Source organism: Flavobacterium sp. DG1-102-2, assembly GCF_033042555.1.
Lineage (GTDB): Bacteria > Bacteroidota > Bacteroidia > Flavobacteriales > Flavobacteriaceae > Flavobacterium.
Map to the genome: position 1 here is coordinate 1 of NZ_JAWLIK010000013.1, position 23,711 is coordinate 23,711.

Here is a 23,711-nt window from a genome sequence, read left to right on the forward strand (position 1 = left end):
ACAGGGGCGCTGTTGATGGTCACCACAAAGTCTGACTCATCACTGCACACATTTGTAGCATCGCCCGTTACGGCATAGATATAAAGTGTCTGTGTTGTTGTTATCGGTGTGCCTGCTGCCAGCTGCGTACCTGTTCCGCCCGGTGCCGTATAGTAGTTCCCTACTGTAAGTGCCGGAAGCACATAGGTGTCACATGCCTGCAGGTCGGCTACCTCCGCTACTTCAGGAGCAGGGTAAATAGTTACCTCAAAGCTTGTCTCGTCAGTACACGTGTTTGGCGCCGTACCGGATTGCGCGTAAACGTAAACGGTTTGATCTGTATCTAGTACACTACCTGCAGGAAGCATAGTACCGCTACCGTTTAACCCAGTATAATAATTTCCTGTTGTTACAGCCGGAAGTGTATATGAGCCACATGAAGAAATATCAGAATAAGTTCCCACAACCGGCTGTGAATCTATAGTTAACGTTAGCGGTGCGACACCGTAAGCGTCGGGATCCGCATTCGCTGCATCTTCAGCCCTTACCCAAACAACCTCATCGGTACCTGTGTAGGTTTCAGGGCTTGCAATTGGGTTTGAAGGAGCTTCAGCGTCTGCCTGTGTGTGATAGAATGAATATACATAACTGGCAGGTACAGGATCTGTAACTGTCATCTCATCTGTATACGATGTAAGGTCAAAAGTTTCAATGCCGTCATAAGGCGCAGGCTCACATACATGAACTGCATAAGGCTCTAAATTTACGCTACACTCGTTAATATGAAGCGTAAACGGCCTTACTATAAAACAAGGGGTTGAATAACCAACGGCCTTAGCATAAATCACCTCACCGTCAGAACCTTCATAACCTATAGCAGGATCATAATAGATCATAGGATACCCTTCATCTATTTCCTGCTGGCTATGATAATATTCGATATCGTATTCAAATGGATTTGCAAGCGGTGCCTTCATGACATCATCATTTTGATGAAGATCAAAAAAACCATTTTGAGCAGGATCACCACAAATAGATAAATCTACAGGATCTGCAACATTAACTTCAGCCAAAGTAGCCGTAAATGAACGTTGGAATGATTGCCCGCAGTTATCTGTCACTGTAAGCGTATATGTTGTAGTAGCAGTTGGCGTGAAAACCGGGTTAGCTATAGCGGGATTACTTACACCTGTTGCAGGTGTCCATAAATAACTCGCCGCTCCCTGGTAAGTACCATCTATATCGCTGATGCTGCCACCTTCGCAAACTACCTGATCCTGAAATCCTCCGGCTACAAACGAGATATATTTAAAACAAACAGACTGCTGATTTGACAGCGCACCTGTTGATCCGGTAAAACCAAAATATACCGTAGGAGAACCTCCAAAAATGGAAATAATAATCTGATTATTATAGCTAATACGCTCAACACAATCAAAATATACTTTCAATATGTGAGTGCTCGCCCTCCAGGTTATTTTTACTTCGTGCTGCTGATTATCTTTTATGTTGCCAGATGTAGCCGAAGCCTGAACAGGCGCAACAAGATTGTGATTAACTAAACCGCTGCTTTCTAAACCAATATGGTCATAAGCGGGATCACCATAATTGCTGTTAGTATAAGTATCAAATTCAACGGCTAATGTCTGGCCTGTTAAGTTTTCATAACCAAGTCCGCCACCTGTATTTCCGATTACGGCATTAGAGGTAGACTTTAAAACAAATGCCATACCATCAGCGCCGCCTGCATTTGCTCCAAAGAAAGCATTGAAAACGATATCAAAGTCCTGAGACAAATCTATAGGGTTGCTATACCATGCAGCTCCTGAATTATTACCAGCGTTATTAGTAATGGTATAACAGTTTCCCCCTGTAGAAGCCGCGCTACCTATGTATGTAGGTGTAAGCTGGGAAATACCGGTAAAAGGAGCCAACAGGCAAACCAGCCAAAGCAGCTTTTGAGGTTCAAGATTGATTTTGTAAAAAATCTTTTTCATTGCAGATATATTAGCTTTAAATAATAATTATTTATTATAAATTGTATAAACACGTCAAATCTAACCCTTTTTCTTAACATTTAAATCATCGAAAATTTAACTTCACAAAAAAAGTTAAAAAAATATTATAAAAACGTTTTACTATCCCGAAATCAGTACTATTTCAAATTCTAAAAACGTATAACAGGAGTAGACAGGTTTTTCCCCACTCCGCTACGAAATATTTTAAAAAAGACTATAAGTGTTGCTTATAAAGAATTAAGAAACCTGATCACATCTTCGCGTTCTTTTGCAGAAAGCTTTTTGAACTTTTCTTTAGCAGCCTGTGCTTCCCCGCCATGCCACAAGATGGCTTCCATAAGATTACGCGCCCTGCCATCGTGTAAAAAGTTAGTATGCTTATTTACTGTCTGCACTAATCCTATTCCCCATAAAGGAGGCGTGCGCCACTCTGATCCTGAAGCCAGAAAATCTGTCGCGTTATCTGCAAGATTTTCACCCATATCATGAAGGAGTAAATCGGTATAAGGACGTATTGTCTGATTTTGATAACCGGAGATAAAGTAGCTGTCTCCAGTCTGCATTTTAGGTTTATGGCAGGCCACGCACTGCATATCGTTAAAAAGTTTTTTTCCGTTAAGCACATCCTGATCGTTATGATTGCGTCGTATAGGTACTGCTAAAACCCTGGAATAAAGCACCACCCTGTCAAAAGCAAGATCTGCAATTTCGGGAGTTCCACCGTTTGGAATGCTTCCACAATCTACGCCCGGTGGGCAGTTCTCATTAGGGAACATATAAGATGTAATTCCCATATCGTTAGAAAATGCGGCCGCAACCTGCTGCTTAACATTAGGCTGATTAGCCTTCCAGCCAAAACGTCCCAGTTTCTGCGAGTTGCTTTCTATATCATAAACATAGTTGGGCCGTCCTGAGATGCCATCTCCATCGTTGTCAAATTCATCGGCGAAGCCAAGAATTGCAGCATCCGGAACTGCCTCAAGCAGACCAAGACCTATAATCTGGTTTCCAACACGCGGCGAGATCATCGGGCCGGAAGCCAATGACCCATAACCCAAATTATTTATGGTATAAATTGGTTTTTTAAGTTCAACAGAAGTGCCATCATCAAAAGTTTCGGTAATGGTTTTATATGTTATTCCTATCTGGCCTTTTATTATTGGGCCTAAGATAGCATTATCCTGTAATTGCCCTCCATATGTTGGATCTGCCAAAGGCCCTCCGTGCGGATCCATGCCGGGTATGCTCAATCTAAGCAACAGTCCTCGTCCTAATTCTCCATCATATAAAGGCGGGCGCCCCCTTCCGTCCTTAAAATGGCAGCTTGCGCAGGCAACGGCGTTGTAAAAAGGCCCTAATCCGTCGCGGGCTGTAGTTGAAGATGGCGCCGATACCCAGCTCTGCCTGAAAAATGAATTCCCCACTCCAAAATCAGTAGATTCTGAAGCGCTTAGCCCATTATAAGCGAAACCAAAGGCTTCTTCTGTAGCATTACTGACTGTTGCTACTCCGCCCGAAAATTCTTCTCCTGCCTCGGCACCCAATGGCACATAATCGCTGCTATCATCCTTACTGCAGCCTGCAATAAAAAGAGAAGTTGCTACGAGTGCATAAACATATTTTTTCATTGTATTCTATAACAGAAAAAGTGCCCGTCATGTAGAGGGCACCTTTATTATTTCTTGCAAATATATTGTAAATTACTCTATGGTAACCGATATGCCTAATGCACTTGCTCCTGCAAGCAAGTTAGCTCCTAATTTTTCCTGAAGTGCAAGTACCGCTTTTTTAACTTTTGCACCTTCTGTAGATGTAGCTCCCTGAGAGATTGCAAAGTCAAAAGGAATCGCTATAGCCTCGATATCGTCTTCAGTTTCATCAAATGCTTTATCGGTATCTGTAGCAACCTGATTGTTAGCCTGTCTTACAAGATCCTCCAGAGATGGCCCATCGATATTGCCATATTCGCCTTCGTAAACATTTTCTATGCCTTTAAAGTTTAAGTAAATGTCTCTGTGCGTGTTGTCGCTAAAGCAGCTGTGCTCATCTTCCTGATCCATGTTAGCAAGAGCAACATCCATACGCTCAACTGCGAGTTCAGCAGATGCCAATGTAGCTATACCTAAATAGATATTTTGTAGCGCAGTGTCAACCGGTAAAGCAAGGAACACAGTCCTGTACTCTCCTCCCTCTTCCCATTGTTTAACAAGGTAATCAAGATTATCTGTAAGAAGATCTGCAACTACATTAAGATACTGGCGCCTTTTTGCCTGATTAATTGCAGCACTTCCATCAAGGTAATCAGTATAAGCCCTAAGTCCTGCTTTCTTTTCTGCAGGAGCTGTAAGATCCTGTCCCCAAAGTAAAAATTCAATAGCATGGTAACCTGTGCTGATATTTTTCTCACCACCGTCTTCGTTAAGGGCAGAAAGAAACTCTTTTGTAATCTCTACGGTCGCTGTGCTATTTATAATACCTCCGTTAACTATCGTTCCGTTATCATCAACATAGTCAATATAGTTTTCGTCAAGCGGCCATGCGTTAATAAGTCCTTCCGGTCCGTCTTCGTCATCAATTGGACCATTAGCAAAACGGAAGGCTTCTGTAGTTCCGTAGCTTTCCCTCGCTTCTTTCCATTTTGTTTTTGCAGTGTCAAAACCAGCCGAAGTTGGGTTTGCCGTAAATGCATTGATAGCAGTTTCAAGCTCTACTGCATCATCATAAGCATCTTTATAGTTTTGGTAAACGATTTTGGCGTAGTTAGCTACAACCTCTGATTTAGTAACTGTTCTTGACGTGTCGTTGTTATCGTCATCGCTGCATGAAGCAATTATAAGGCCGGCTCCGGCAAGTGATAAAAGGCTAATGGTAAGTTTTTTCATTGTTTAAAATTCTTTATTTAGATTGATTAAAAACAAGGCAAATGTAGAAACTTTTGGCACACTGCCAACAAAGTCAGAAATAATTTTTTCTTAAAATTGAAATTATAAATTATTTAGAATAATTCAATATAAGTAATCTCACTTTTATACTTTTGCATCAAATTATCGGAATATGAAAAAATTACTGTTTTCAGTTTGTTTTGTTTCAACACTATTATTAGCCTGTTCTTCAAGCGATAATAGCGAGACCAATAACAATAACACAAAAGGATACGACCGTACTGCCATGCTTACCAACTGGGCAGACAATATAATAATTCCTGCTTATGAAAATTATTCATCGAAGGTAAATACGCTTTCACAGCGTACCGCTGCCTTTACAGCTTCTCCAGATGCTTCAACACTTGCTTCTTTAAGGACAGAATGGCAGAATGCCTATACCGCTTACCAGTATATAGCAATGTACGATTTTGGCAAAGCTGCAGAGCTTTACCTTAAACAAAGTGCCAACACCTATCCTACAGATGTTACCGGAATACAGGCTAATATTGCATCAGGAACATACAATCTGAACCTTCAGGCGCAGTTTACCAAACAGGGTTTTCCTGCCGTAGATTACCTTATCAATGGCCAGGGCACGGATAGCGAGACAATCTCATTCTTCGCAAATGCAAATGCGTCAGCTTACCTTACGACGGTTGTAAACCAATTGAAAACTATTGCCGAAACAGTTACGGCGGACTGGAAAACAAACTTCCGCTCACAATACATACAGAATAATGGAACATCTGTAACCAGCTCTGTAAACAAGACGACCAACAACTTTATTAAAAATCTTGAGAAAGATGTGCGTACTGCAAAAATGGGCATTCCGGCAGGTCTGTTCTCAAATGGCACTACCTTTCCTGACAAGGTCGAAGCCTATTATAAAAATGATGTGTCTAAAGTGTTATTAAATGCTGGCATGCAAGCCGAAGTTGATTTCTTTAATGGCAAAGCTTTTAACGGAACTTCAACAGGTGCCAGCCTTAAAAGTGCACTCGATGATGTTAAGGCCGTTAGGAATAACCAAAATTTAAGCGATATTATAAACAGTCAGTTTAATTTGGTTTTCGCTGCAAACAATACACTCAGCGACAGTTTCTCACAGCAGATAGTAAACGATAATGCTAAAATGCTCGCTGCTTACAGTGCACTTCAGCAAAATGTTGTTTACATAAAAGTTGACATGATGCAGGCACTAAATATGACGATAGACTACGTTGACGGCGACGGCGATTAATCATGCATGATAAGATCAAAGCATACTTAAATTCATATACCGATTCAGCATCACTGGCATTTTACCGCATAGCCTTTGGCTTCATGATGCTGCTTGGCCTCATACGATTTGCACTTAACGGCTGGATAGACAAGTTTTATATCCAGCCGTCTTTTCATTTTACCTATTACGGCTTTAGCTGGGTTAAACCCATAGGAATGTATACTTACGGTATATTTATACTTTCTGCGCTTTCTGCTACAGGCATAATAGCAGGCTACAGATACAGGACTTCTGCCCTAACCTTTTTCCTGACATTTACATACATAGAGCTGATGGATAAGACAACCTATCTTAACCATTACTACTTTACCTCCATTATTGCCTTCATTTTAATTTTCATTCCTGCGGGTGCTTATTTTTCTGTCGACAGCTTTAAAAATCCCGAAAAACGATTTACAAAAATTCCGCGGTGGACTGTTGATATCTTAAAACTGACACTGGCAATAGTTTATTTATATGCCGGACTCGCAAAGCTTAATTCCGACTGGCTTGTTAATGCAATGCCTTTAAAAATATGGCTTACAGGCCATGCCGGGCTGCCAATTGTGGGCTCTCTAATGCTTAAAAGCTGGGTACATTATTTCTTTAGCTGGTTTGGAACCTTATACGACTTGGGCATTGTTTTTTTACTGATATACAAAAGAACACGATTATTAGGATTTGCCTTTGTAGTGGCATTCCACCTGCTTACATCTTTACTCTTCCCTATTGGGATGTTCCCGTACATAATGATAATATCATCGCTGATATTCTTTAGTTCAGGCTTTCATAAAAAATGTCTTTCAATGCTAGCGGATGCACTTCGCATTCCGCTATCTAAATCAGAAGGTGATACCTTTTATAAACCAAAAAATAAAAACCTTTATAAGGGCTGTATCCTATTGGTTACGATTTTTATGCTGGTGCAGCTGGTTTTTCCATTTCGTTATTTATGTTATCCGGAAGAATTGTTTTGGACAGAAGAGGGCTTCCGCTTCTCATGGCGTGTAATGCTTATGGAAAAAGCAGGCTATGCTCAATTTGTGGTATCTGATGCTAAGTCAGGTAAATCGCTATTAGTCGATAATGAGAAATTTCTAACGCGGTTTCAGGAAAAACAGATGTCTTTTCAACCCGACTTTATCCTGGAATATGCTCATTTTCTCCGCGACCATTATAGAGCTAAAGGTTTTGCCCATCCCGAAGTAAGAGTGCAGTGCTACGTTGCCCTTAACGGACGGCTAAGCCAGCCTTACATAGACCCTGCAGTAAACCTGGCGGATGAAAAAGAATCTTTTGCTCACAAAAAGTGGATACTGCCATTTAACGAAAGCATCCGGGGATTTTAGCATTTTACTTTTACCCCTGTTTTCTGCTTAGTTTATACGATATTTGCACTGTTAAAACTAAAGCATGACTGACAACTATATCATAGAAAAAGATTTTACGGGAGTAACTTTCGACACAGAGGAAATCATGTATAAGGATTTTGAACGCTGCACATTTACCGATTGTGATTTTTCAGGATGCGATTATACCGGCGTTGCCTTTATAGACTGCGTTTTTACTACCTGCAATTTTTATGAGGCAAAAATAAATTACGTCGCTTTTAGAGGCGCTGTTTTTAATGACTGCGATTTTAACGGGGTTAATTTTGCTATGGTAGATCCCCTGCTGTTTGAAATAGAGTTTAAGGACTGCATGCTTGACTATGCTAAGTTTTATACGCTTAAAATTAACGGAACGGTATTCAGCAATTGCAGCCTTATCGCAGTAGATTTTATGAAAACCGACCTTACCGGAGTTATTTTTGACAACTGCAACCTGCATAAAGCAGTATTTATTGATGCAATTGCCGATAAAGCCGACTTTACCACAAGCTACAACTTTTCTATTGACCCTGAACGAAATAAGCTTAAAAAAGCGATGTTTTCCCAGGCAGGGCTAAAAGGATTGTTGGACAAATATGAAATTATAGTAAAATAAAAAGCCCATTTATTAGGCTTTAAAAAATATCCAGCGTACATTTGCAGCTCACTATTAACCATGTTACAACGGTTAGTAGTTTAAAGACCCAGGGGCTTCCACCCACGGGTCTTTTTTATTTTATACACTTCCTTCCCTCTACATTATTATTTATAAGCATTCATAACTGTTACCTCATAAGCATTTTTACTTAACAGCAGATGAAGCATTGAACCATCGTTTGCATTCCACATCAGGTTTACTTTTGAGTTACCTTTTTGAATAGATGCGTTCATTGTATCGGGATTCCTGTTATTGTTATTATTAGAAAGGTCTTTACCATCTATGTTTCTGTAGATATCAGGATTATCAAAAGTCAATCCATTTTCGGTAAGCATTCCCTGAACCAATGTTGTAGCTTCGTTAATACCATTAGGAGTCTGCGGAAATACCATTGTAACATTACCGCTTGTCCCCTGCCTTAACCATTGCCTTGTTACCGGCTTAGCCGAATCATAAGTTCCCTTAACATCTAATGCTGTTGCTCCAAAGGTTTGGGCAATACATACTATCCCTGTCATAAAAAGTACCCAAGCATAAATGATTTTCATAACTATTTGGTTTTAAGTTGGATCTTAAAATTAGAAAAACCACTTTTTTATTGAAAGCACTTTAACAAAATAAAAAATCCCTTCCGCAAAAGCGAAAAGGATTTTATATATAATCGGAAAACCTGATTAGAATACGAATATCGGTCTTTCGCTCATCATAGCGTTAACCTCATCGGCAACCTGTTCAAGAACCTCTTCATCAGTATGGTTCATCACAACACGGTCAATCATGTCAACAATAGTTTCCATGTCTGCTTCAACAAGGCCACGTGTAGTGATTGCAGCAGTACCCACACGGATACCTGACGTTACAAAAGGTGACTTGTCATCAAAGGGAACCATGTTCTTGTTTACAGTGATCTCAGCTTTTACAAGTGCATTTTCAGCTTCTTTACCAGAAATGTTTTTATTTCTAAGGTCAATAAGCATCATGTGGTTATCTGTACCTCCTGAAATAATATCGTATCCACGTTTAACAAATGCAGCAGCCATAGCCTGTGCATTGCTGCGTATTTGCATAGCATACGTAAAGAACTCATCAGATAAAGCCTCTCCAAAAGCAACCGCTTTAGCAGCGATGATGTGCTCTAACGGCCCACCCTGGTTACCCGGGAATACAGCGCCATCAAGAAGCGAAGACATCATTCTTGTTTCTCCTTTAGGTGTTTTAAGGCCAAATGGGTTCTCAAAATCTTTACCCATAAGGATAAGTCCGCCTCTTGGCCCGCGAAGGGTTTTGTGCGTAGTTGTAGTAACAACGTGGCAGTGAGGAATTGGGTCGTTCATAAGCCCTTTAGCGATCAAGCCTGCAGGGTGAGAGATATCAGCAAAAAGGAAAGCACCTACGCTGTCAGCAATTTTTCTGAAACGCTCAAAATCCATATCACGAGAGTATGCCGAAGCACCTGCTATGATAAGTTTTGGCTGCTCCTTTGTCGCTATCTCCTGTATTTTATCGTAATCCAAACGACCTGTTTCTTTTTCTACACCGTAAAATACCGGTACATAAAGCCTTCCTGAAAAGTTTACAGGAGAACCGTGTGTAAGGTGGCCGCCGTGAGAAAGATCGAAACCTAAAATTTTGTCGCCCGGCTTAAGGAAAGCATGGAAAACAGAAACGTTAGCCTGAGAACCTGAGTGTGGCTGTACATTAGCATATTCGGCACCAAAAAGTGCTTTCGCCCTGTCTATGGCAATCTGCTCTATTACATCTACCACTTCGCAGCCTCCGTAATACCTTCTGCCAGGATAGCCCTCGGCATATTTATTAGTAAGCACAGAACCTGCAGCTTCCATTACCTGGTCGCTTACAAAGTTTTCTGATGCAATAAGTTCCAAACCGTGAATTTGCCTGTCTTGTTCCTCAAGAATAAGGTCGAAAATTTGTTCGTCGCGTTGCATTGTATAATTTTTCGTTAATTTGCCGTCAAAAGTACAAAAAACGTTTGGTAAAACGAATGACCAAACTATATTTGACTATTCAATAAAACAAAAAAACATAACGAAATATGCCGTTAACAGCAAACGATCCTTCAAGAAAATCCTGGCTTAACGTAAATAAAGACAGTGATTTCCCTATACAAAACATACCTTTTGGGGTTTTTATCACAAAAGACGATGTGGTAACCATCGGAACAAGAATTGGCGATCATGCCATAGATCTTGGTGCACTTCAGCAGTTAAATTACTTTGAAGGCATAGAACTTACTGATGATATGTTCATGCAGGACACCCTGAATGACTTTATTTCTGACGGAAAGAAAACATGGAGGCTGGTACGTAACCGTATCGCCGAGCTTTTTGATGTAAACAACACTACGCTTCAAAATAATGAAGACCATAAGGCAGTAGTTATCTTTAATATAGAGGATGTAGAAATGCAGCTTCCTGTACTTATAGGTGATTATACCGATTTTTATTCAAGCCGCGAGCATGCTACAAATGTAGGTGTGATGTTTCGTGACCCTGAAAATGCACTGCTGCCTAACTGGCTGCACCTGCCTGTAGGTTACCACGGAAGATCGTCTACAATAGTTCCTTCCGGAATTCCTGTACACCGACCAAACGGGCAGACATTGCCTAATGGCGAAACACAGCCGGTATTTGGCCCGTCTAAGCTGGTAGATTTTGAGCTTGAAATGGCTTTTATTACTACCGATGCCAACATTATGGGCGAGTCTATCCCTGTTGAAGAGGCCGAAGAACATATTTTTGGTATGGTGCTTTTCAATGACTGGAGCGCACGCGATATCCAGAAGTGGGAATACGTACCCCTAGGGCCATTCCTTGCCAAGAACTTTGCATCGTCAGTCTCTCCGTGGATCGTTACACTTGATGCCCTTGAACCATTCCGTACCAAAGGCCCATCGCAAAACGAACCTCAGCCTTTAGAGTACCTAAGACAGGAAGGCGCTCACGCGTTTGATATCAAACTTCAGGTTGCTATTGAGCCGGAAGGCGAAGTAGAAACCGTGGTTTCCAACTCCAACTTTAAATATATGTATTGGAGCATGGCGCAGCAGCTGGCACACCATACCGTAAATGGGTGCCGTGTAAACAGCGGTGACCTTATGGGCAGCGGAACAATCTCTGGTCCTACACCGGATAGTTTCGGTTCTATGCTTGAGTTAAGCTGGGGCGGAAAAAACCCTATCAAAATGAATGACGGCAGCGAACGCAAATTCATTAACGATAACGATACGGTTATTATGAGGGGCTATTGCCAGAATGATAATGTACGAATAGGATTTGGAGAGGTTTGCAGCAAGCTGCTTCCTCCTTTCACTAAGAAATAAAATATAAGCGCCCCAATAGGGGCGTTTTTTTTGACTTTTTATTTTAAAAGAAAAATTTAAATCCCATTTTATTGCTAAAAATGCAACAATTTTCTTATTGTTTTATTTTGAAGCATTAAATCCGAAATTACATTGTAACTTTATAATACGTACATAATAAATTTGCAATGAATTCACTTAAAAGACAATGGAATCCATTTATAATTGCATGGGTGCTTGGTCTGATCTTCTACTTTCTGGAATATGCCGTTCGCTCTACGCCAAGCATAATGATTCCTGAGCTTTCTAAATTATTTTCGGCATCTGTAAATGATGTCAGCACTATAATCGGTGCTTACTATATCACCTACTCTGTAACAAGCCTTGCCGCCGGACTTTCTTTCGATAAACTGGGCGCAAAATATCCGTTATTAACGGGAAGCGTACTATTAGGTTTAGGATGTATTCTATTTATAATCTCTGACTACACACCTGCTTACATTGGGAGGTTGTTGCAGGGAATGGGTTCAGCCATGGCTTTCCCTGCCTGTGTCTATCTTGCTGCCCGTGCATTTGCACCCAATAAGCTGGCAACAGCTATTGGCGTTACCCAATGCCTTGGTATGTTAGGCGGGTCTGCCGGACAATTTATCGCCGCCCCTGTTATAAATAATGTAATGAGCATTACGGCATTCTGGATCACGCTGGGTGTAATGTCGTTCATCATAAGCCTGCTCATACTCTATTTTATCCCTGTTGAAAATAAAACTGCAGAGGCAGCTTTGCCGAAGCAAAAACTACTTACTCCCTACAAAATCGTATTCTCTAATCCGCAGAGTTATATGTCGGGGATAATATCAGGTTTATTGTTTGCCCCAACAACCATTTTTGCCATGACCTGGGGCATTGCGTTTTTTCAGGAAGACAGGCATCTTGATTACAGTACTGCTACGCTTGCCTGCGCGCTTGTGCCGTTAGGCTGGGCTATCGGTTGCCCTTTATTAGGCTGGATTGCCGATAAGACGTATTACAGGAGGCCTGTAATAATAGGCGGCGGAATAGTTATGATATTTAGTTTTTTACAGCTATTGTATTTACCCGGCCTAATATCGCCCTATGCAAGCACATTGCTTTTAGGCATAGCATCTGGAGCAGCGATGATTCCGTATTCCATCATAAAAGAATCAAACCCCGATAACGTGAAAGGTACAGCTACAGGAATTATAAACTTTCTCACCTTTGGGGTCACTTCGTTATTAGGCCCTGTGTTTGCCCATTTCTTTGGCAGTACCCTTTATAACGTTTCAGATAATGAAGGGCACTTTCGTTCAGCAGGAATGTTTTGGGTGGGCTGCATAGCAATAGCGATAATAACTACATTTATAATTAAGGAAACGGGTAAAAAGGTAAGCCAGGCTTAAATTTTATTGGCCAGGCCTGCTGCAAAGATGTCGTCGTGATTAGCACTGTAAACCACTTTTTTATCTTTTATAAGCAGTAGTTGCGGCGACTGATGGATTACCCCAAATCGTGTAGCAATCTCGTCTGACACTTCCCTGTAATGCCTTAGATCTAAAAAGACTGGCTTTAGCACGTTTTCTCCGTATTCATACGTTCTTTCAAAACGCATAAGCATTGCCGCACTAAGGTCGCAGCGCGTGCTGTGCTTAAAAATTACCACAGGTGTAGTCGCAGATTCTTCAATAAGCTTATCCAACTGGCTAATTTCAGTTAGTTCATTCCACTCTATTGTGGGAGGCGATGGATAATCGATATAATAATTGCCGGGAAATTTTGCAATGATCCCCATCGCTAAGACGCTAATTTATTCTTTAGGGTTTCAGCATCTATATCACTGTGTGATGTGTCGTAAACAGCCGTTCCCTGTTTAATAAGTATAAGCTGCGGCGACTGGTGCATTACGCCAAAACGTGAAGCTATGGCATTGGATATATCCCTGTGTTCTAAAAGATCAAGAAAATAAGGCTTAGCACTTCCTTTTTCTATATTATACTCCCTTTCAAAATTTTTGAGTGCCATACGGCTGATGCTGCATCGTGTACTGTGCTTAAAGATTACCACAGGCACTTCTCTTGATTCTTCTGTGATCTCGTCTAACTGTTTTAGTTCTGTTAAATCGTTCCAATCCATATTTGAAGATGAATTATCTTTACTATCAGAATCGCCAAATAATTTACCTAATATACTCATAATGACATTTTTAAGACATTTTGTCTGCTAAAATTTAAACAATCAGATCAAAATCAGACAATTCGTCAGATTTTTCATATTGGAATATAAATTGAAATACTCTTATCAAATTTAAAAAAATTAAGATATGAACTTTGCCAATTTTACTATAAAATCTCAGGAAGCCATACAAAGGGCACAGCAAATTGCCCAAAGTTATGGACACCAGCAAATTGAAAACGAACATATAGTTAAAGCAATTTTAGAGGTAGACGAAAATGTAACGCCTTTCCTTCTTAAAAAGTTTAATGTTAACCTGCCATTATTCCAGCAAATACTGGACAGCACACTGCAAAGCTTCCCAAAAGTATCCGGTGGCGAGATGAGCATTTCTAGAGATGCCTCTACAGCACTTACTGAAGCCAGCAACATTGCCCGCAAAATGAACGATGAGTTCGTTTCTATTGAGCATTTGCTTTTAGCCATCTTTGCATCAAAAAGTAAGGTAGCCCAGATATTAAAAGATCAGGGTGTTACCGAAAAGGGCTTGGCGGCAGCGATAGATGAACTTCGCAAAGGCGAAAGAGTAACCTCAGCCAGTGCCGAAGAAACTTATAATTCGCTTAATAAATACGCCAAAAACTTAAATCAGCTGGCTAATGATGGCAAGCTTGACCCGGTTATTGGCCGGGATGAAGAGATTCGCCGTGTATTGCAAATCCTTTCTCGACGAACCAAAAACAACCCTATGCTTGTAGGTGAGCCGGGGGTGGGTAAAACTGCGATTGCAGAAGGGCTTGCACACCGAATCATTCAGGGTGACGTTCCTGAAAACCTGAAGAATAAGATTGTATTCTCGCTTGATATGGGCGCTCTGATTGCAGGCGCAAAATACAAAGGAGAATTTGAAGAGCGATTAAAATCGGTTGTTAAGGAAGTTACATCTGCCGAAGGCGATATTGTACTTTTCATTGACGAGATACACACCCTTGTGGGTGCCGGTGGCGGCGATGGCGCCATGGATGCTGCAAATATCCTTAAACCTGCCCTTGCCCGTGGAGAACTTCGGGCAATAGGCGCTACAACACTTGACGAATACCAAAAATACTTTGAAAAAGATAAAGCGCTGGAACGCCGTTTCCAAAAAGTTCTGGTAGACGAACCGGATACCGAAAGTGCCATCTCTATCCTTCGAGGTATTAAAGAAAAATATGAGACACATCACCAGGTGCGTATCAAAGACGAGGCTATTATTGCCGCTGTAGAGTTATCGCAACGTTATATTACCAACCGTTTCCTTCCTGACAAGGCGATTGACCTTATGGACGAAGCAGCTTCTAAACTGCGTATGGAGATCAACTCAAAACCGGAAGAGCTTGACGTGCTTGACAGAAGGATAATGCAGCTTGAAATTGAAATTGAAGCCATTAAACGTGAAAACGATGAAAGTAAGCTAAAATCCCTTGGCCTTGACCTTGCCAACGTTAAAGAAGAACGCAACGAGATCTACGCACGCTGGAAAAGCGAGAAGGATGTTGTAGACAACATTCAGGCCGCCAAGACCGAGATTGAAAATTATAAGCTTGAAGCTGAACGCGCCGAGCGCGAAGGCAACTACGGTAAAGTAGCTGAACTTCGTTACGGCAAGATAAAAGACAGTGAAGAAAAGCTAAACCAGATGGAACAGCAGCTTGCGGAAAACCAAAACGGGCACAGCCTTATTAAAGAGGAAGTAACCCGTGAAGATATTGCAGAAGTTGTAGCAAAATGGACGGGCATTCCTGTTACCAAAATGCTGCAGGGCGAACGTGAAAAACTGCTTAGCCTGGAAACCGAACTACACAAACGCGTGGTAGGACAAGAAGAAGCTATTGAGGCCGTGAGCGACGCCGTAAGGAGAAGCCGTGCCGGATTGCAGGATCAGAGGAAACCTATTGGTTCGTTCCTTTTTTTAGGTACAACGGGTGTAGGTAAAACAGAACTTGCCAAAGCACTTGCCTCATACCTGTTTGATGATGAAAACGCTATGACGCGTATTGATATGAGCGAATATCAGGAACGCCACAGCGTAAGCCGATTAGTAGGTGCGCCTCCGGGATACGTGGGTTATGATGAAGGCGGGCAACTTACGGAAGCCGTTAGAAGAAAACCATATTCGGTCGTACTGCTTGATGAAATAGAGAAAGCCCACCCTGACACTTTTAATATATTGTTACAAGTGCTGGATGAAGGCCGACTTACCGACAATAAGGGCCGTGTAGCTGACTTTAAGAACACGATCATCATTATGACGTCCAATATGGGAAGTACAATCATTCAGGAGAAATTTGAAAACCTGAAAGGCAATGTGGACGCTGCTATTGAAGCTGCCAAAACAGAGGTGCTTGGCTTACTGAAACAAACTGTACGCCCTGAATTCATAAACCGTATAGACGACATCGTGATGTTTACGCCGCTAAGCTCAGACAATATCAAAGAGATTGTAGGCTTACAGGTAAAATCGGTTACGAAACTGCTGGCACAGCAAAACATTACGCTGGACGCCACACCGGAAGCGATTGATTACCTTTCTAAAAAAGGCTATGACCCTGACTTTGGCGCACGCCCTGTAAAACGTGTCATCCAGAAAGAGGTTATGAACGAACTATCTAAACAGATACTTTCGGGCAAAGTGACAACCGACAGTATAATTTTACTGGATAGTTTTGACGGACAGTTGGTTTTCAGGAACCAGAGTGATCTTTTAAATAAATAAGAAGTATATAAAAACATAAAATCCCGGCTTATTTCTTGCCGGGATTTTTGTTTCAAAAACAAACCCCAACTCGCAAGTCAGGGTTCTACAAAGCGTAGCCGTATGTTTAACGGGCGCTTTTATATTGGTAATACTGTCGTATTGTCATTACATCTTTAGTAAGATGTTTGCGCCTGATCGCAACGAGATAAGCTCCTATAGCGATAGCCACACATGACAGCAGCAGAATAAACAGTGTATTGATAAGATAGTTGCTAAAACTTATGTTATCAAAATTAAAGTCGTTTAAGACCAAATATCCCGTAACAAACAGGACTATTAAAAGGACTAAATAGTAAAATGGCTTCATATTGTAAGGTGTTATTTTAGACCTCCTTTAAAATTTCATTGCAATTTCAACATTTAAACAATTACCTCATAGAACTTTATGACTATATAACTTTTGGTTAAGAAGAATTTTGTAGTCAAAAAACCACACACATACCCACACATCCTTAAAACGTTGAACTATTTACAATTCAAAAACAATCCATTACATTTAATGTTAATGTTTATCTAAACATTTTAAATATTATATAATTAAACTCCAAATTTGTAGTGATATTAACAACACCTATACTATGAACTTAAAAAGAATCTTCGGAGCAATACTTACAGTATTAGGCATTGGAAGCCTTATTTATGCTGCCTACGTTTTTGCTAATACTACTACAGCGGAACAAAACATAAAAACAACTATTATATATGGCATACTTGGCCTTATATTCTTCATCTCGGGTATCGGACTTATAAAGACCACCAAAGATGAAGCGTAACCTTATTTCAAGATGTTTCATATTGCTGACAGCTTTGACCATATTAAGTTGCGCGGCCGGAAAAGACACGTCTAAAAATGCTCTTTTTAAAACCAGGAAAGGCGAACAGAAATATATAAATGCCTACAACAAAAGCCTTAGGCTTTGGCCGGTGCCTTATACAGAACAGGATATCCCTACTACTTTTGGCACTGTGCACGCTGTAATAAGCGGCCCCGTAAATGCCGAACCACTCGTGCTGCTTCACGGTATGGATGCAAGCTCTACCATGTGGTACCTCAATGTAAAAGACTATAGCAAAAATTACCGTGTGTATGCTATTGACTACATCATGGAGGCAGGAAAATCGTCTCTCAAGGAAAACAGAAACTTAAACAGTGACGAAATAGTTCAGCTTTACAACGAAACATTTGACGGCCTAAAACTGACTAACATCAATCTTTTGGGCACTTCACGCGGAGGATGGATCGCTACACTATATGCTATACACCATAAAGAAAGAATTAAAAAACTTGCATTGCTCGCACCGGTACAAACTTTTAAGATGATAAGCATGAATTCTGACCTTATAAATGCTGCTAATTTTAAAATCGCACCAACAAGAAACCGCCTTAAAAAACTTGTTCATGACTTTTCATTATATCCCGAAAAAATTGACCCTGTTGTAAAAGACCAGATATATTTTGGGAACAAATACACCAAAACTAAGCTTGATTTGTTTTCCATGACTCCTTTTAGCGACGATGAACTAAAAAGCCTTGATCTTCCTGTATTGGTATTGGTAGGCGATCACGATATACTGAGTCCCATCACCATCATTGAAATCGCTGCTGAAAAAATACCCAATTCTCACGGTGCGGTAATTGAGACCGCAGGGCATTTTTTAACCGTAGACCGCGCCGAAGAGGTTGACAAACGAGTACTTGAATTTTTAAGCGAAAAATAATAAATCCCTGTTAATCAATTATTGCCAGCATAATGGTTTTCGTAGCTTTAATATACCAATCTAAAAAATAAAGCTATGAAATCTCTTATCGTTAAAAACAACATCAGGATTGATGCACCAGTAACACGAGTCTGGGAAGTATTGATACGACCGGAATATATAAGGAAATGGGACGACCTTCCTGAAGATTTTGGGGATTATGAAATACACCCTGCAACAATTATACAATGGCCGGACGCTTCTAAACTCAGCGTTATTGAAATTGAACTCAACCATAAATTAAGATATTCGCTATATGTCCCCGCATGGGATGACCTTAATATTACGAACATTGGCTACACCTACACACTCAATGTAGATGATGAAGGCCATACGTGGCTGGGTATAGAGATTGGCGATTTTGCAATTTTAGCAGACGGTGCAAAATATTACGATGCAAGTATTAACTTTGGGCAGACGGCATCGCAGAAAATAAAAGAGCTTGCTGAGAAAAAACCAATCGCACTTTAAACCACACTACATTGAATATTACCATTACAAACAATAAGCTTACAGCCCATATTAATCCGCATGGCGCTGAATTAATTTCGCTAAAAGATGAAAACAAGGAGTATATGTGGGAAGGTAACCCTGATTTTTGGGGCAAGCACTCCCCTATTCTTTTTCCGATAGTAGGTACACTAAAAGACAATACTTACACACATAATGGCTTTGCGTATACTATGACACGGCATGGCTTTGCGCGCGATAACAAATTTGCCGTTAAAGAACACGACAGTAAAAGCGTAACTTTTTCTCTTGTATCTAATACCGGAACAAAAAAGCTATATCCGTTTGACTTTGAGCTTGAATTAAAATATACGCTTAAGGACTCTACATTACATCTTGGCTATACAGTTAGGAATACTGGAAAGGAAACAATGCCGTTTTCGTTGGGTGCACATCCTGCTTTTGCACTACCAGGAGATTTTAAAGAATATAGCCTTAAGTTTGAAAAAGAAGAAATGCTCACTGCAACCCAGCTGGAAAACGACCTGCTGTCTGACAAAAAAACTTCCATCAGAGCAGATAATGCTGAGCTACCTTTAGAGTACAGCCTGTTTACTAATGATGCACTTATCTTTAAGGCTCTTGAATCTGACTATATAGAAATTAAAAATCAGGGGAAGGCTTTTTTAAAAGTAAGGTTTGAAGATTTTCCTCACATGGGAATCTGGACAAAAGAAAACGCCCCTTTTTTATGTATTGAGCCGTGGCAGGGATTTTCAGACAGTAATAATGCAAGTGGCGTGCTATCTAACAAAGAGGGAATAATTAATTTAGAACCTCATACAGAATACAATGCAGGTTTTTATATTGAAATATTAGGTTAAATTTGTTTTAATAACGCAACCGGAACGCAAACTTATCATCTACTTATAAATTAAAACAAAATGAAAAATCTAAAATTTAAATTCGTCGCATTTTTAATCGTGTTGGCGTGCATTAGCGCAGCCTGTTCTGTAGATGATAACGACAATTATTGCTACTTTCAGAGCTACACTAACCCTACAGGTGTAACAGGCCCTACAACCACAACAGTGAATACACCAATTACTCTTAATGTTGCATTTATTCCACTTGGAACGTGCGGTAAGTTTAACCGTTTTGCAGAAGCCACTACTACATCTCCTAAAGAAATAAGGATATTGTTAGACTACGAAGGATGCAGCTGCCCTCCCACTACAAAAGAATCTACGGCGCCTTATACTTTTACGGCGACAACGGCAGGAGAATATGAGCTGAGATTTGTGGCTGCAGACCCTACCAAAATGATAGTAAGAAAAATTACCGTTACAGAATAATACAAAAATCTTCCTAAGGGAAGATTTTTTAGTTTTGTAAGAACTTCTTTAATACATTTGAAAATCAATCACCAACCATGACCGATTTTCAAAAAAGCTTTGAGGAAGTAAAAGACCTTATAAAATTTCAGGACTACACATTAGCCATTAAGCGTGTAATAGATTTTACACTCGACACAGAAGACGTAACATTTTACCGTAAAACCTGCAACTTTCTGGACTGGTCAGATGCTAATGACGATAAATTTACTCTCGCAGAAAAAACAACCTCGCTCCTGAACGAATTGTATTCTGTCTTATCTGTAAAGCCCTTAAAGCCAAAAGAAAAAATACTTGATATAAAGCACCTCACAAAAAAACATTCTTCTGTGTTTTCTTTGGGACCAATAAACCTCGATCTGTCTGAAGGCGATATAGTAGGGCTTGTAGGCGAGAATGGTAACGGAAAGACTACCCTGCTCCGCTTGCTATGCGGTGAGCTTTATGCCACATCGGGCACTATTGATTATAATTTTAATTTTGAAGATGCGTATGACCTGCGCACAAAACTGGTTTACATACCGCAGCGCACCGATACCTGGAGGGGATCAATGTATGAAAATTTAGTTTTTACAGCAGCATCTTACGGTTACCTGCCACAGGAAAACATACTTATCGTTGAGCTTATAATAGCACGCCTTGGATTGCGGAAATTCAGGCAGCATGCGTGGAAAGACCTTTCATCAGGCTACAAGATGCGTTTTGAACTGGCACGAATGCTGCTTAGGAAACCTAAGATATTGCTTATAGACGAACCCCTTGCCAACCTTGACATATTGGCACAGCAAACCGTGCTCGAAGATTTTAGGGCTATCGCAAAATCACCATTCAGGCCTATTGGTATTATTCTTAGCTCGCAGCAATTGTATGAAGTAGAGAAAACGTCTGACCAGGTTATTTTCTTAAAACAAGGGGTTCAGCGCAACCTTCACGGAAACACGCCGGAAGGTACTGCACCGGAGGAAAAACAGCTCGTAATAGAATTTGAAAGCGAATGGACACAAAGCCTGCTGAACAACGTTTTCAGCCAGCATGAATTGGTTTCACTCCAATTTAACGGCGGAACTTATATTGCAACCTTTTCCAGCGATAAAACCATCCATGATTTTATGGGAATTATTACAAAAAATAATATTCCTGTAAATTACCTGCGAAACATCTCTAACTCTACAAGACGCTTTTTTGTATCATAACAGCTACACCATGTTCAAAAAAACCCAGCATTACCTGCTTCTTAACCATCCGCTTCTCTGGAATGTAAAATTTGTTCCATTAGTAATAACAGGACTTCTCATAAACATCATATTTTTTATTAGCGGATATATTTATGGAGAAATTGACTTTAGTGAAATAAGGGAAGAATATTATTATGGCGAAGGCAGTCCGGCTTTAGTAACATTTTTAAGCATCATATTATCTTTGCTTATTCTTATAATGTGGATCGTTTATTACATTCGTAATAATGCATTTAAGAGCTTTTATCCTAAAAAACGCACTTCATTATTTAAAGAATGGATCCTGATCTTTATAGTGTGCCTCTTTAATTGTTCTTATTTTATAACATTTACGTATGCAACCGAAGTACGGGCAAGGCATTATTACTCTAAGGCAGAACTGATCAAAAGACAGGACATACTGTCTAAAGCCTCTTTATTTACTGAGGGCAGTTACGAAAGGGGCACCGATACCGTATTCAATAAGAGAAGATATACAAGAAAAATATTTAGCTACTGTGGTAAAACATACGAGTTTAGCTCCTTGCTTAATAAACTTCCATATACATTCTCAATGCAGGGACATAGTAAAGATTCAGTTACTTTAAGAAAAGTGAGAAGATGGCTGGTAAACGGAAATAAAGATTCTATTTATAACGTATTAAAACAATTTCATGACCTGGCCGAAAAAGAGCACGACCTAAAAGGAAATATTACCGCCAATGAGTGGTTTGATCTTATATATCATTATCCTGATTTTAACCATTATAAAGTGATAGGCAACAACTCTTTCAGCCCTGTTTTTGCTTATGAAACTGAGAATAATACTCTCAGCAACACTGATGAATACGACGAGTACCAATATGACCAATATACTCCTTTAGACAGCGCAAAAATTGATTACAGCATCAATATAAAAAAGGTAGTGAATGGCAAATCTGTTATATTGCCTAAGTATTATGTTCCTATGAGCGCACTTAAAACTGTCTATGGAAGAATTAATAAAGCTTATACGAATCCTGTCGCAAATTTTACAATGCTGGCAGCACTTATCTATTTCACGCTGGGATTGTCTATGCTATTATTTTCATTCAGGGCAACATCAGGCAGAAGCTGGCTTATATCGGGAGTAAGCGGAGGAATACTTGTTTTTGCTACAGCTTTATTATCAGTTGTAATTGACGAAGTTGTAGATTACAGATTTAGGCGGATAAATGGCGAATATATGTTTTTAGCTATTTGGGTGGTAATCGTAATTCTATTGCTGCTTTATTATATTATAACGTCCCAAAGAAAGTCAAAAGGTATTTCAGGTATTGTACTCAATATGCTATTATGGCTGCTGCCTTTCTTGATACCGGCAGCATATACAATACTTAACCACGCCACACGAAATTTATATACTTATAAGATTATAGACGGTAAGACTGTGAGTTTTGATAATCCCGTCTATGTATGGACAAATGCAAATTTTGGTACTATGTTCTTTTTAAACATAGTGTTTGTTGGTTTGTATATGTACTTCTTTACGGTCTCTATAAAGAAATGGAAAGGAATCGCCGAAGCCTAATTGTTTAACTTAGGCAGGGTCCTGATATAAAGCTCTTCAACCTTTTTGCGTGCCCAATCTGTTTTACGCAAAAAGGTAAGGCTTGATTTAATGCTTGGGTTTTCGTTAAAGCATTTTATCTTTATAAGTTCACCCAGTGTACCAAAGCCGTAAAAGCCTACAAGGTCTTCCAGTATTTTCTTTAGCGTTATGCCATGCATCGGATTGTTTGAAACTGTGTTTTCCATGTTGCAAAAATAGTGAATAACATTAAAGCGGAAGCCTGAGGCAAAAAATTATAATAATTGTAACTAATACAGCAGTTGTAGCATTAAACTATTGTGCTTACCTTTGCAGTCCTTATGCAAAAAACGGTTAATATACTAAACAAGAGAGCAAGGTTTGATTATGAAATAATTGAAACCTACACAGCGGGCATTGTACTGGCCGGCTCTGAAATTAAATCCATACGTTTGGGCAAGGCTTCTATTGCCGAAAGTTTTTGCGAATTTCACGAACATGAGCTGTTTGCCATCAATACAAACATTGAAGAATATGCCTATAGCCGCAGCTTTAGCCATACCCCAAAAAGCGAACGTAAACTGCTCCTGAATAAAAAAGAGCTTAAAGGCCTTTTAAAGAGCGTGCAGAACAAAGGGCTTACCATAATTCCGCTTAAGCTTTTTACTAACGAAAAAGGCATTGCAAAGCTTGACATTGGGCTGGCTCGTGGTAAGAAAAACTATGACAAACGTGAAACGATGAAAGAGCGTGACTCCAAACGTGACATTGACAGGATCAAAAAAGAATTCAAATAAAAAAATGGC

The 23,711-nt window shown here is 40.0% G+C and carries 23 protein-coding genes; 14 read left to right on the forward strand and 9 right to left on the reverse strand.

What is annotated here, in order from left to right; translation table 11 throughout:
- The 3 genes from R1T16_RS15955 to R1T16_RS15965 all read right to left on the reverse strand — a co-directional run.
- Positions 1-1,976, reverse strand: a 1,976-nt coding sequence (locus R1T16_RS15955) for an L-type lectin-domain containing protein (protein ID WP_317502127.1), incomplete at its 3' end; no start/stop codon positions are given.
- 248 nt (positions 1,977-2,224) lie between these two features.
- On the reverse strand, positions 2,225-3,625 hold the full coding sequence (locus R1T16_RS15960) for a di-heme oxidoredictase family protein (RefSeq protein WP_317502128.1): 1,401 nt from the start codon (positions 3,623-3,625) through the stop codon (positions 2,225-2,227).
- Between the two features lie 72 nt (positions 3,626-3,697).
- Positions 3,698-4,879 (reverse strand): imelysin family protein, encoded by a 1,182-nt coding sequence (locus tag R1T16_RS15965; protein WP_317502129.1) that lies wholly within the window; start codon positions 4,877-4,879, stop codon positions 3,698-3,700.
- A 172-nt stretch (positions 4,880-5,051) separates the two neighbouring features.
- Here R1T16_RS15965 and R1T16_RS15970 point away from each other — a divergent pair, with 172 nt between their 5' ends.
- The 3 genes from R1T16_RS15970 (at position 5,052) to R1T16_RS15980 (ending at position 8,168) form a co-directional block, all read left to right on the forward strand.
- The gene (locus tag R1T16_RS15970; protein ID WP_317502130.1) at positions 5,052-6,161 is read left to right on the forward strand and encodes an imelysin family protein; all 1,110 of its coding nucleotides are present in this window, start codon (positions 5,052-5,054) and stop codon (positions 6,159-6,161) included.
- Between the two features lie 2 nt (positions 6,162-6,163).
- Entirely contained in the window at positions 6,164-7,531 is a 1,368-nt protein-coding gene (locus R1T16_RS15975) for an HTTM domain-containing protein (RefSeq protein WP_317502131.1), read from the forward strand.
- 64 nt (positions 7,532-7,595) lie between these two features.
- Complete coding sequence (locus tag R1T16_RS15980; RefSeq protein WP_317502132.1) at positions 7,596-8,168, forward strand: pentapeptide repeat-containing protein; 573 nt, start codon at positions 7,596-7,598, stop codon at positions 8,166-8,168.
- A 146-nt stretch (positions 8,169-8,314) separates the two neighbouring features.
- Here R1T16_RS15980 and R1T16_RS15985 read toward each other — a convergent pair whose 3' ends face one another.
- Together R1T16_RS15985 and glyA are read right to left on the reverse strand one after the other, a co-directional pair.
- On the reverse strand, positions 8,315-8,758 hold the full coding sequence (locus tag R1T16_RS15985; RefSeq protein ID WP_317502133.1) for a hypothetical protein: 444 nt from the start codon (positions 8,756-8,758) through the stop codon (positions 8,315-8,317).
- A gap of 126 nt (positions 8,759-8,884) precedes the next feature.
- The gene (gene glyA / locus R1T16_RS15990) at positions 8,885-10,159 is read right to left on the reverse strand and encodes a serine hydroxymethyltransferase (RefSeq protein WP_317502134.1); all 1,275 of its coding nucleotides are present in this window, start codon (positions 10,157-10,159) and stop codon (positions 8,885-8,887) included.
- Between the two features lie 107 nt (positions 10,160-10,266).
- Here glyA and fahA point away from each other — a divergent pair, with 107 nt between their 5' ends.
- Positions 10,267-11,553, forward strand: a complete 1,287-nt coding sequence (fahA, locus tag R1T16_RS15995) for a fumarylacetoacetase (protein WP_317502135.1) — start codon at positions 10,267-10,269, stop codon at positions 11,551-11,553.
- 167 nt (positions 11,554-11,720) lie between these two features.
- Positions 11,721-12,953, forward strand: coding sequence for an MFS transporter (locus tag R1T16_RS16000; RefSeq protein ID WP_317502136.1), 1,233 nt, complete (start codon positions 11,721-11,723; stop codon positions 12,951-12,953).
- On the opposite strand, the gene ytxJ (R1T16_RS16005) is transcribed toward R1T16_RS16000, so the two are convergent.
- Positions 12,950-13,342 (reverse strand): bacillithiol system redox-active protein YtxJ, encoded by a 393-nt coding sequence (gene ytxJ / locus R1T16_RS16005; protein WP_317502137.1) that lies wholly within the window; start codon positions 13,340-13,342, stop codon positions 12,950-12,952. The two genes, R1T16_RS16000 and ytxJ (R1T16_RS16005), sit on opposite strands and share 4 nt — an antisense overlap.
- 2 nt (positions 13,343-13,344) lie before the next feature.
- Positions 13,345-13,743, reverse strand: coding sequence for a bacillithiol system redox-active protein YtxJ (gene ytxJ, locus R1T16_RS16010; protein ID WP_317502138.1), 399 nt, complete (start codon positions 13,741-13,743; stop codon positions 13,345-13,347).
- A 127-nt stretch (positions 13,744-13,870) separates the two neighbouring features.
- On the opposite strand from ytxJ (R1T16_RS16010), the gene clpB reads away from it, so the two are divergent.
- On the forward strand, positions 13,871-16,477 hold the full coding sequence (gene clpB, locus R1T16_RS16015) for an ATP-dependent chaperone ClpB (RefSeq protein ID WP_317502139.1): 2,607 nt from the start codon (positions 13,871-13,873) through the stop codon (positions 16,475-16,477).
- Positions 16,478-16,583: 106 nt separating this feature from the next.
- Here the strand turns inward: clpB and R1T16_RS16020 are convergent, their stop codons facing one another.
- Positions 16,584-16,826, reverse strand: coding sequence for a hypothetical protein (locus R1T16_RS16020; RefSeq protein ID WP_317502140.1), 243 nt, complete (start codon positions 16,824-16,826; stop codon positions 16,584-16,586).
- Between the two features lie 271 nt (positions 16,827-17,097).
- On the opposite strand from R1T16_RS16020, the gene R1T16_RS16025 reads away from it, so the two are divergent.
- The 7 genes from R1T16_RS16025 to R1T16_RS16055 all read left to right on the forward strand — a co-directional run bounded on the left by R1T16_RS16025 (position 17,098) and on the right by R1T16_RS16055 (position 22,905).
- Positions 17,098-17,292, forward strand: a complete 195-nt coding sequence (locus R1T16_RS16025) for a hypothetical protein (protein WP_317502141.1) — start codon at positions 17,098-17,100, stop codon at positions 17,290-17,292.
- Positions 17,282-18,238 carry an alpha/beta hydrolase gene (locus R1T16_RS16030; protein ID WP_317502142.1) on the forward strand — a complete coding sequence of 319 codons (957 nt, stop codon included), beginning with the start codon at positions 17,282-17,284 and terminating at the stop codon, positions 18,236-18,238. The genes R1T16_RS16025 and R1T16_RS16030 overlap by 11 nt, the downstream gene beginning before the upstream one ends.
- 75 nt (positions 18,239-18,313) lie before the next feature.
- Positions 18,314-18,748 (forward strand): hypothetical protein, encoded by a 435-nt coding sequence (locus tag R1T16_RS16035; RefSeq protein ID WP_317502143.1) that lies wholly within the window; start codon positions 18,314-18,316, stop codon positions 18,746-18,748.
- An 11-nt stretch (positions 18,749-18,759) separates the two neighbouring features.
- Complete coding sequence (locus R1T16_RS16040; protein WP_317502144.1) at positions 18,760-19,611, forward strand: aldose 1-epimerase family protein; 852 nt, start codon at positions 18,760-18,762, stop codon at positions 19,609-19,611.
- 60 nt (positions 19,612-19,671) lie between these two features.
- Entirely contained in the window at positions 19,672-20,082 is a 411-nt protein-coding gene (locus R1T16_RS16045; protein WP_317502145.1) for a hypothetical protein, read from the forward strand.
- A gap of 77 nt (positions 20,083-20,159) precedes the next feature.
- Positions 20,160-21,314, forward strand: a complete 1,155-nt coding sequence (locus R1T16_RS16050; RefSeq protein ID WP_317502146.1) for an ABC transporter ATP-binding protein — start codon at positions 20,160-20,162, stop codon at positions 21,312-21,314.
- A 10-nt stretch (positions 21,315-21,324) separates the two neighbouring features.
- Positions 21,325-22,905, forward strand: a complete 1,581-nt coding sequence (locus R1T16_RS16055) for a hypothetical protein (RefSeq protein ID WP_317502147.1) — start codon at positions 21,325-21,327, stop codon at positions 22,903-22,905.
- On the opposite strand, the gene R1T16_RS16060 is transcribed toward R1T16_RS16055, so the two are convergent.
- Entirely contained in the window at positions 22,902-23,132 is a 231-nt protein-coding gene (locus R1T16_RS16060) for a VF530 family protein (RefSeq protein ID WP_317502148.1), read from the reverse strand. The two genes, R1T16_RS16055 and R1T16_RS16060, sit on opposite strands and share 4 nt — an antisense overlap.
- A 114-nt stretch (positions 23,133-23,246) precedes the next feature.
- Here R1T16_RS16060 and smpB point away from each other — a divergent pair, with 114 nt between their 5' ends.
- A complete protein-coding gene (gene smpB / locus R1T16_RS16065; RefSeq protein ID WP_317502149.1) occupies positions 23,247-23,702 on the forward strand; it encodes an SsrA-binding protein SmpB in 456 nt (151 codons plus the stop codon).
- The last annotated feature ends 9 nt before the right edge of the window (positions 23,703-23,711 follow it).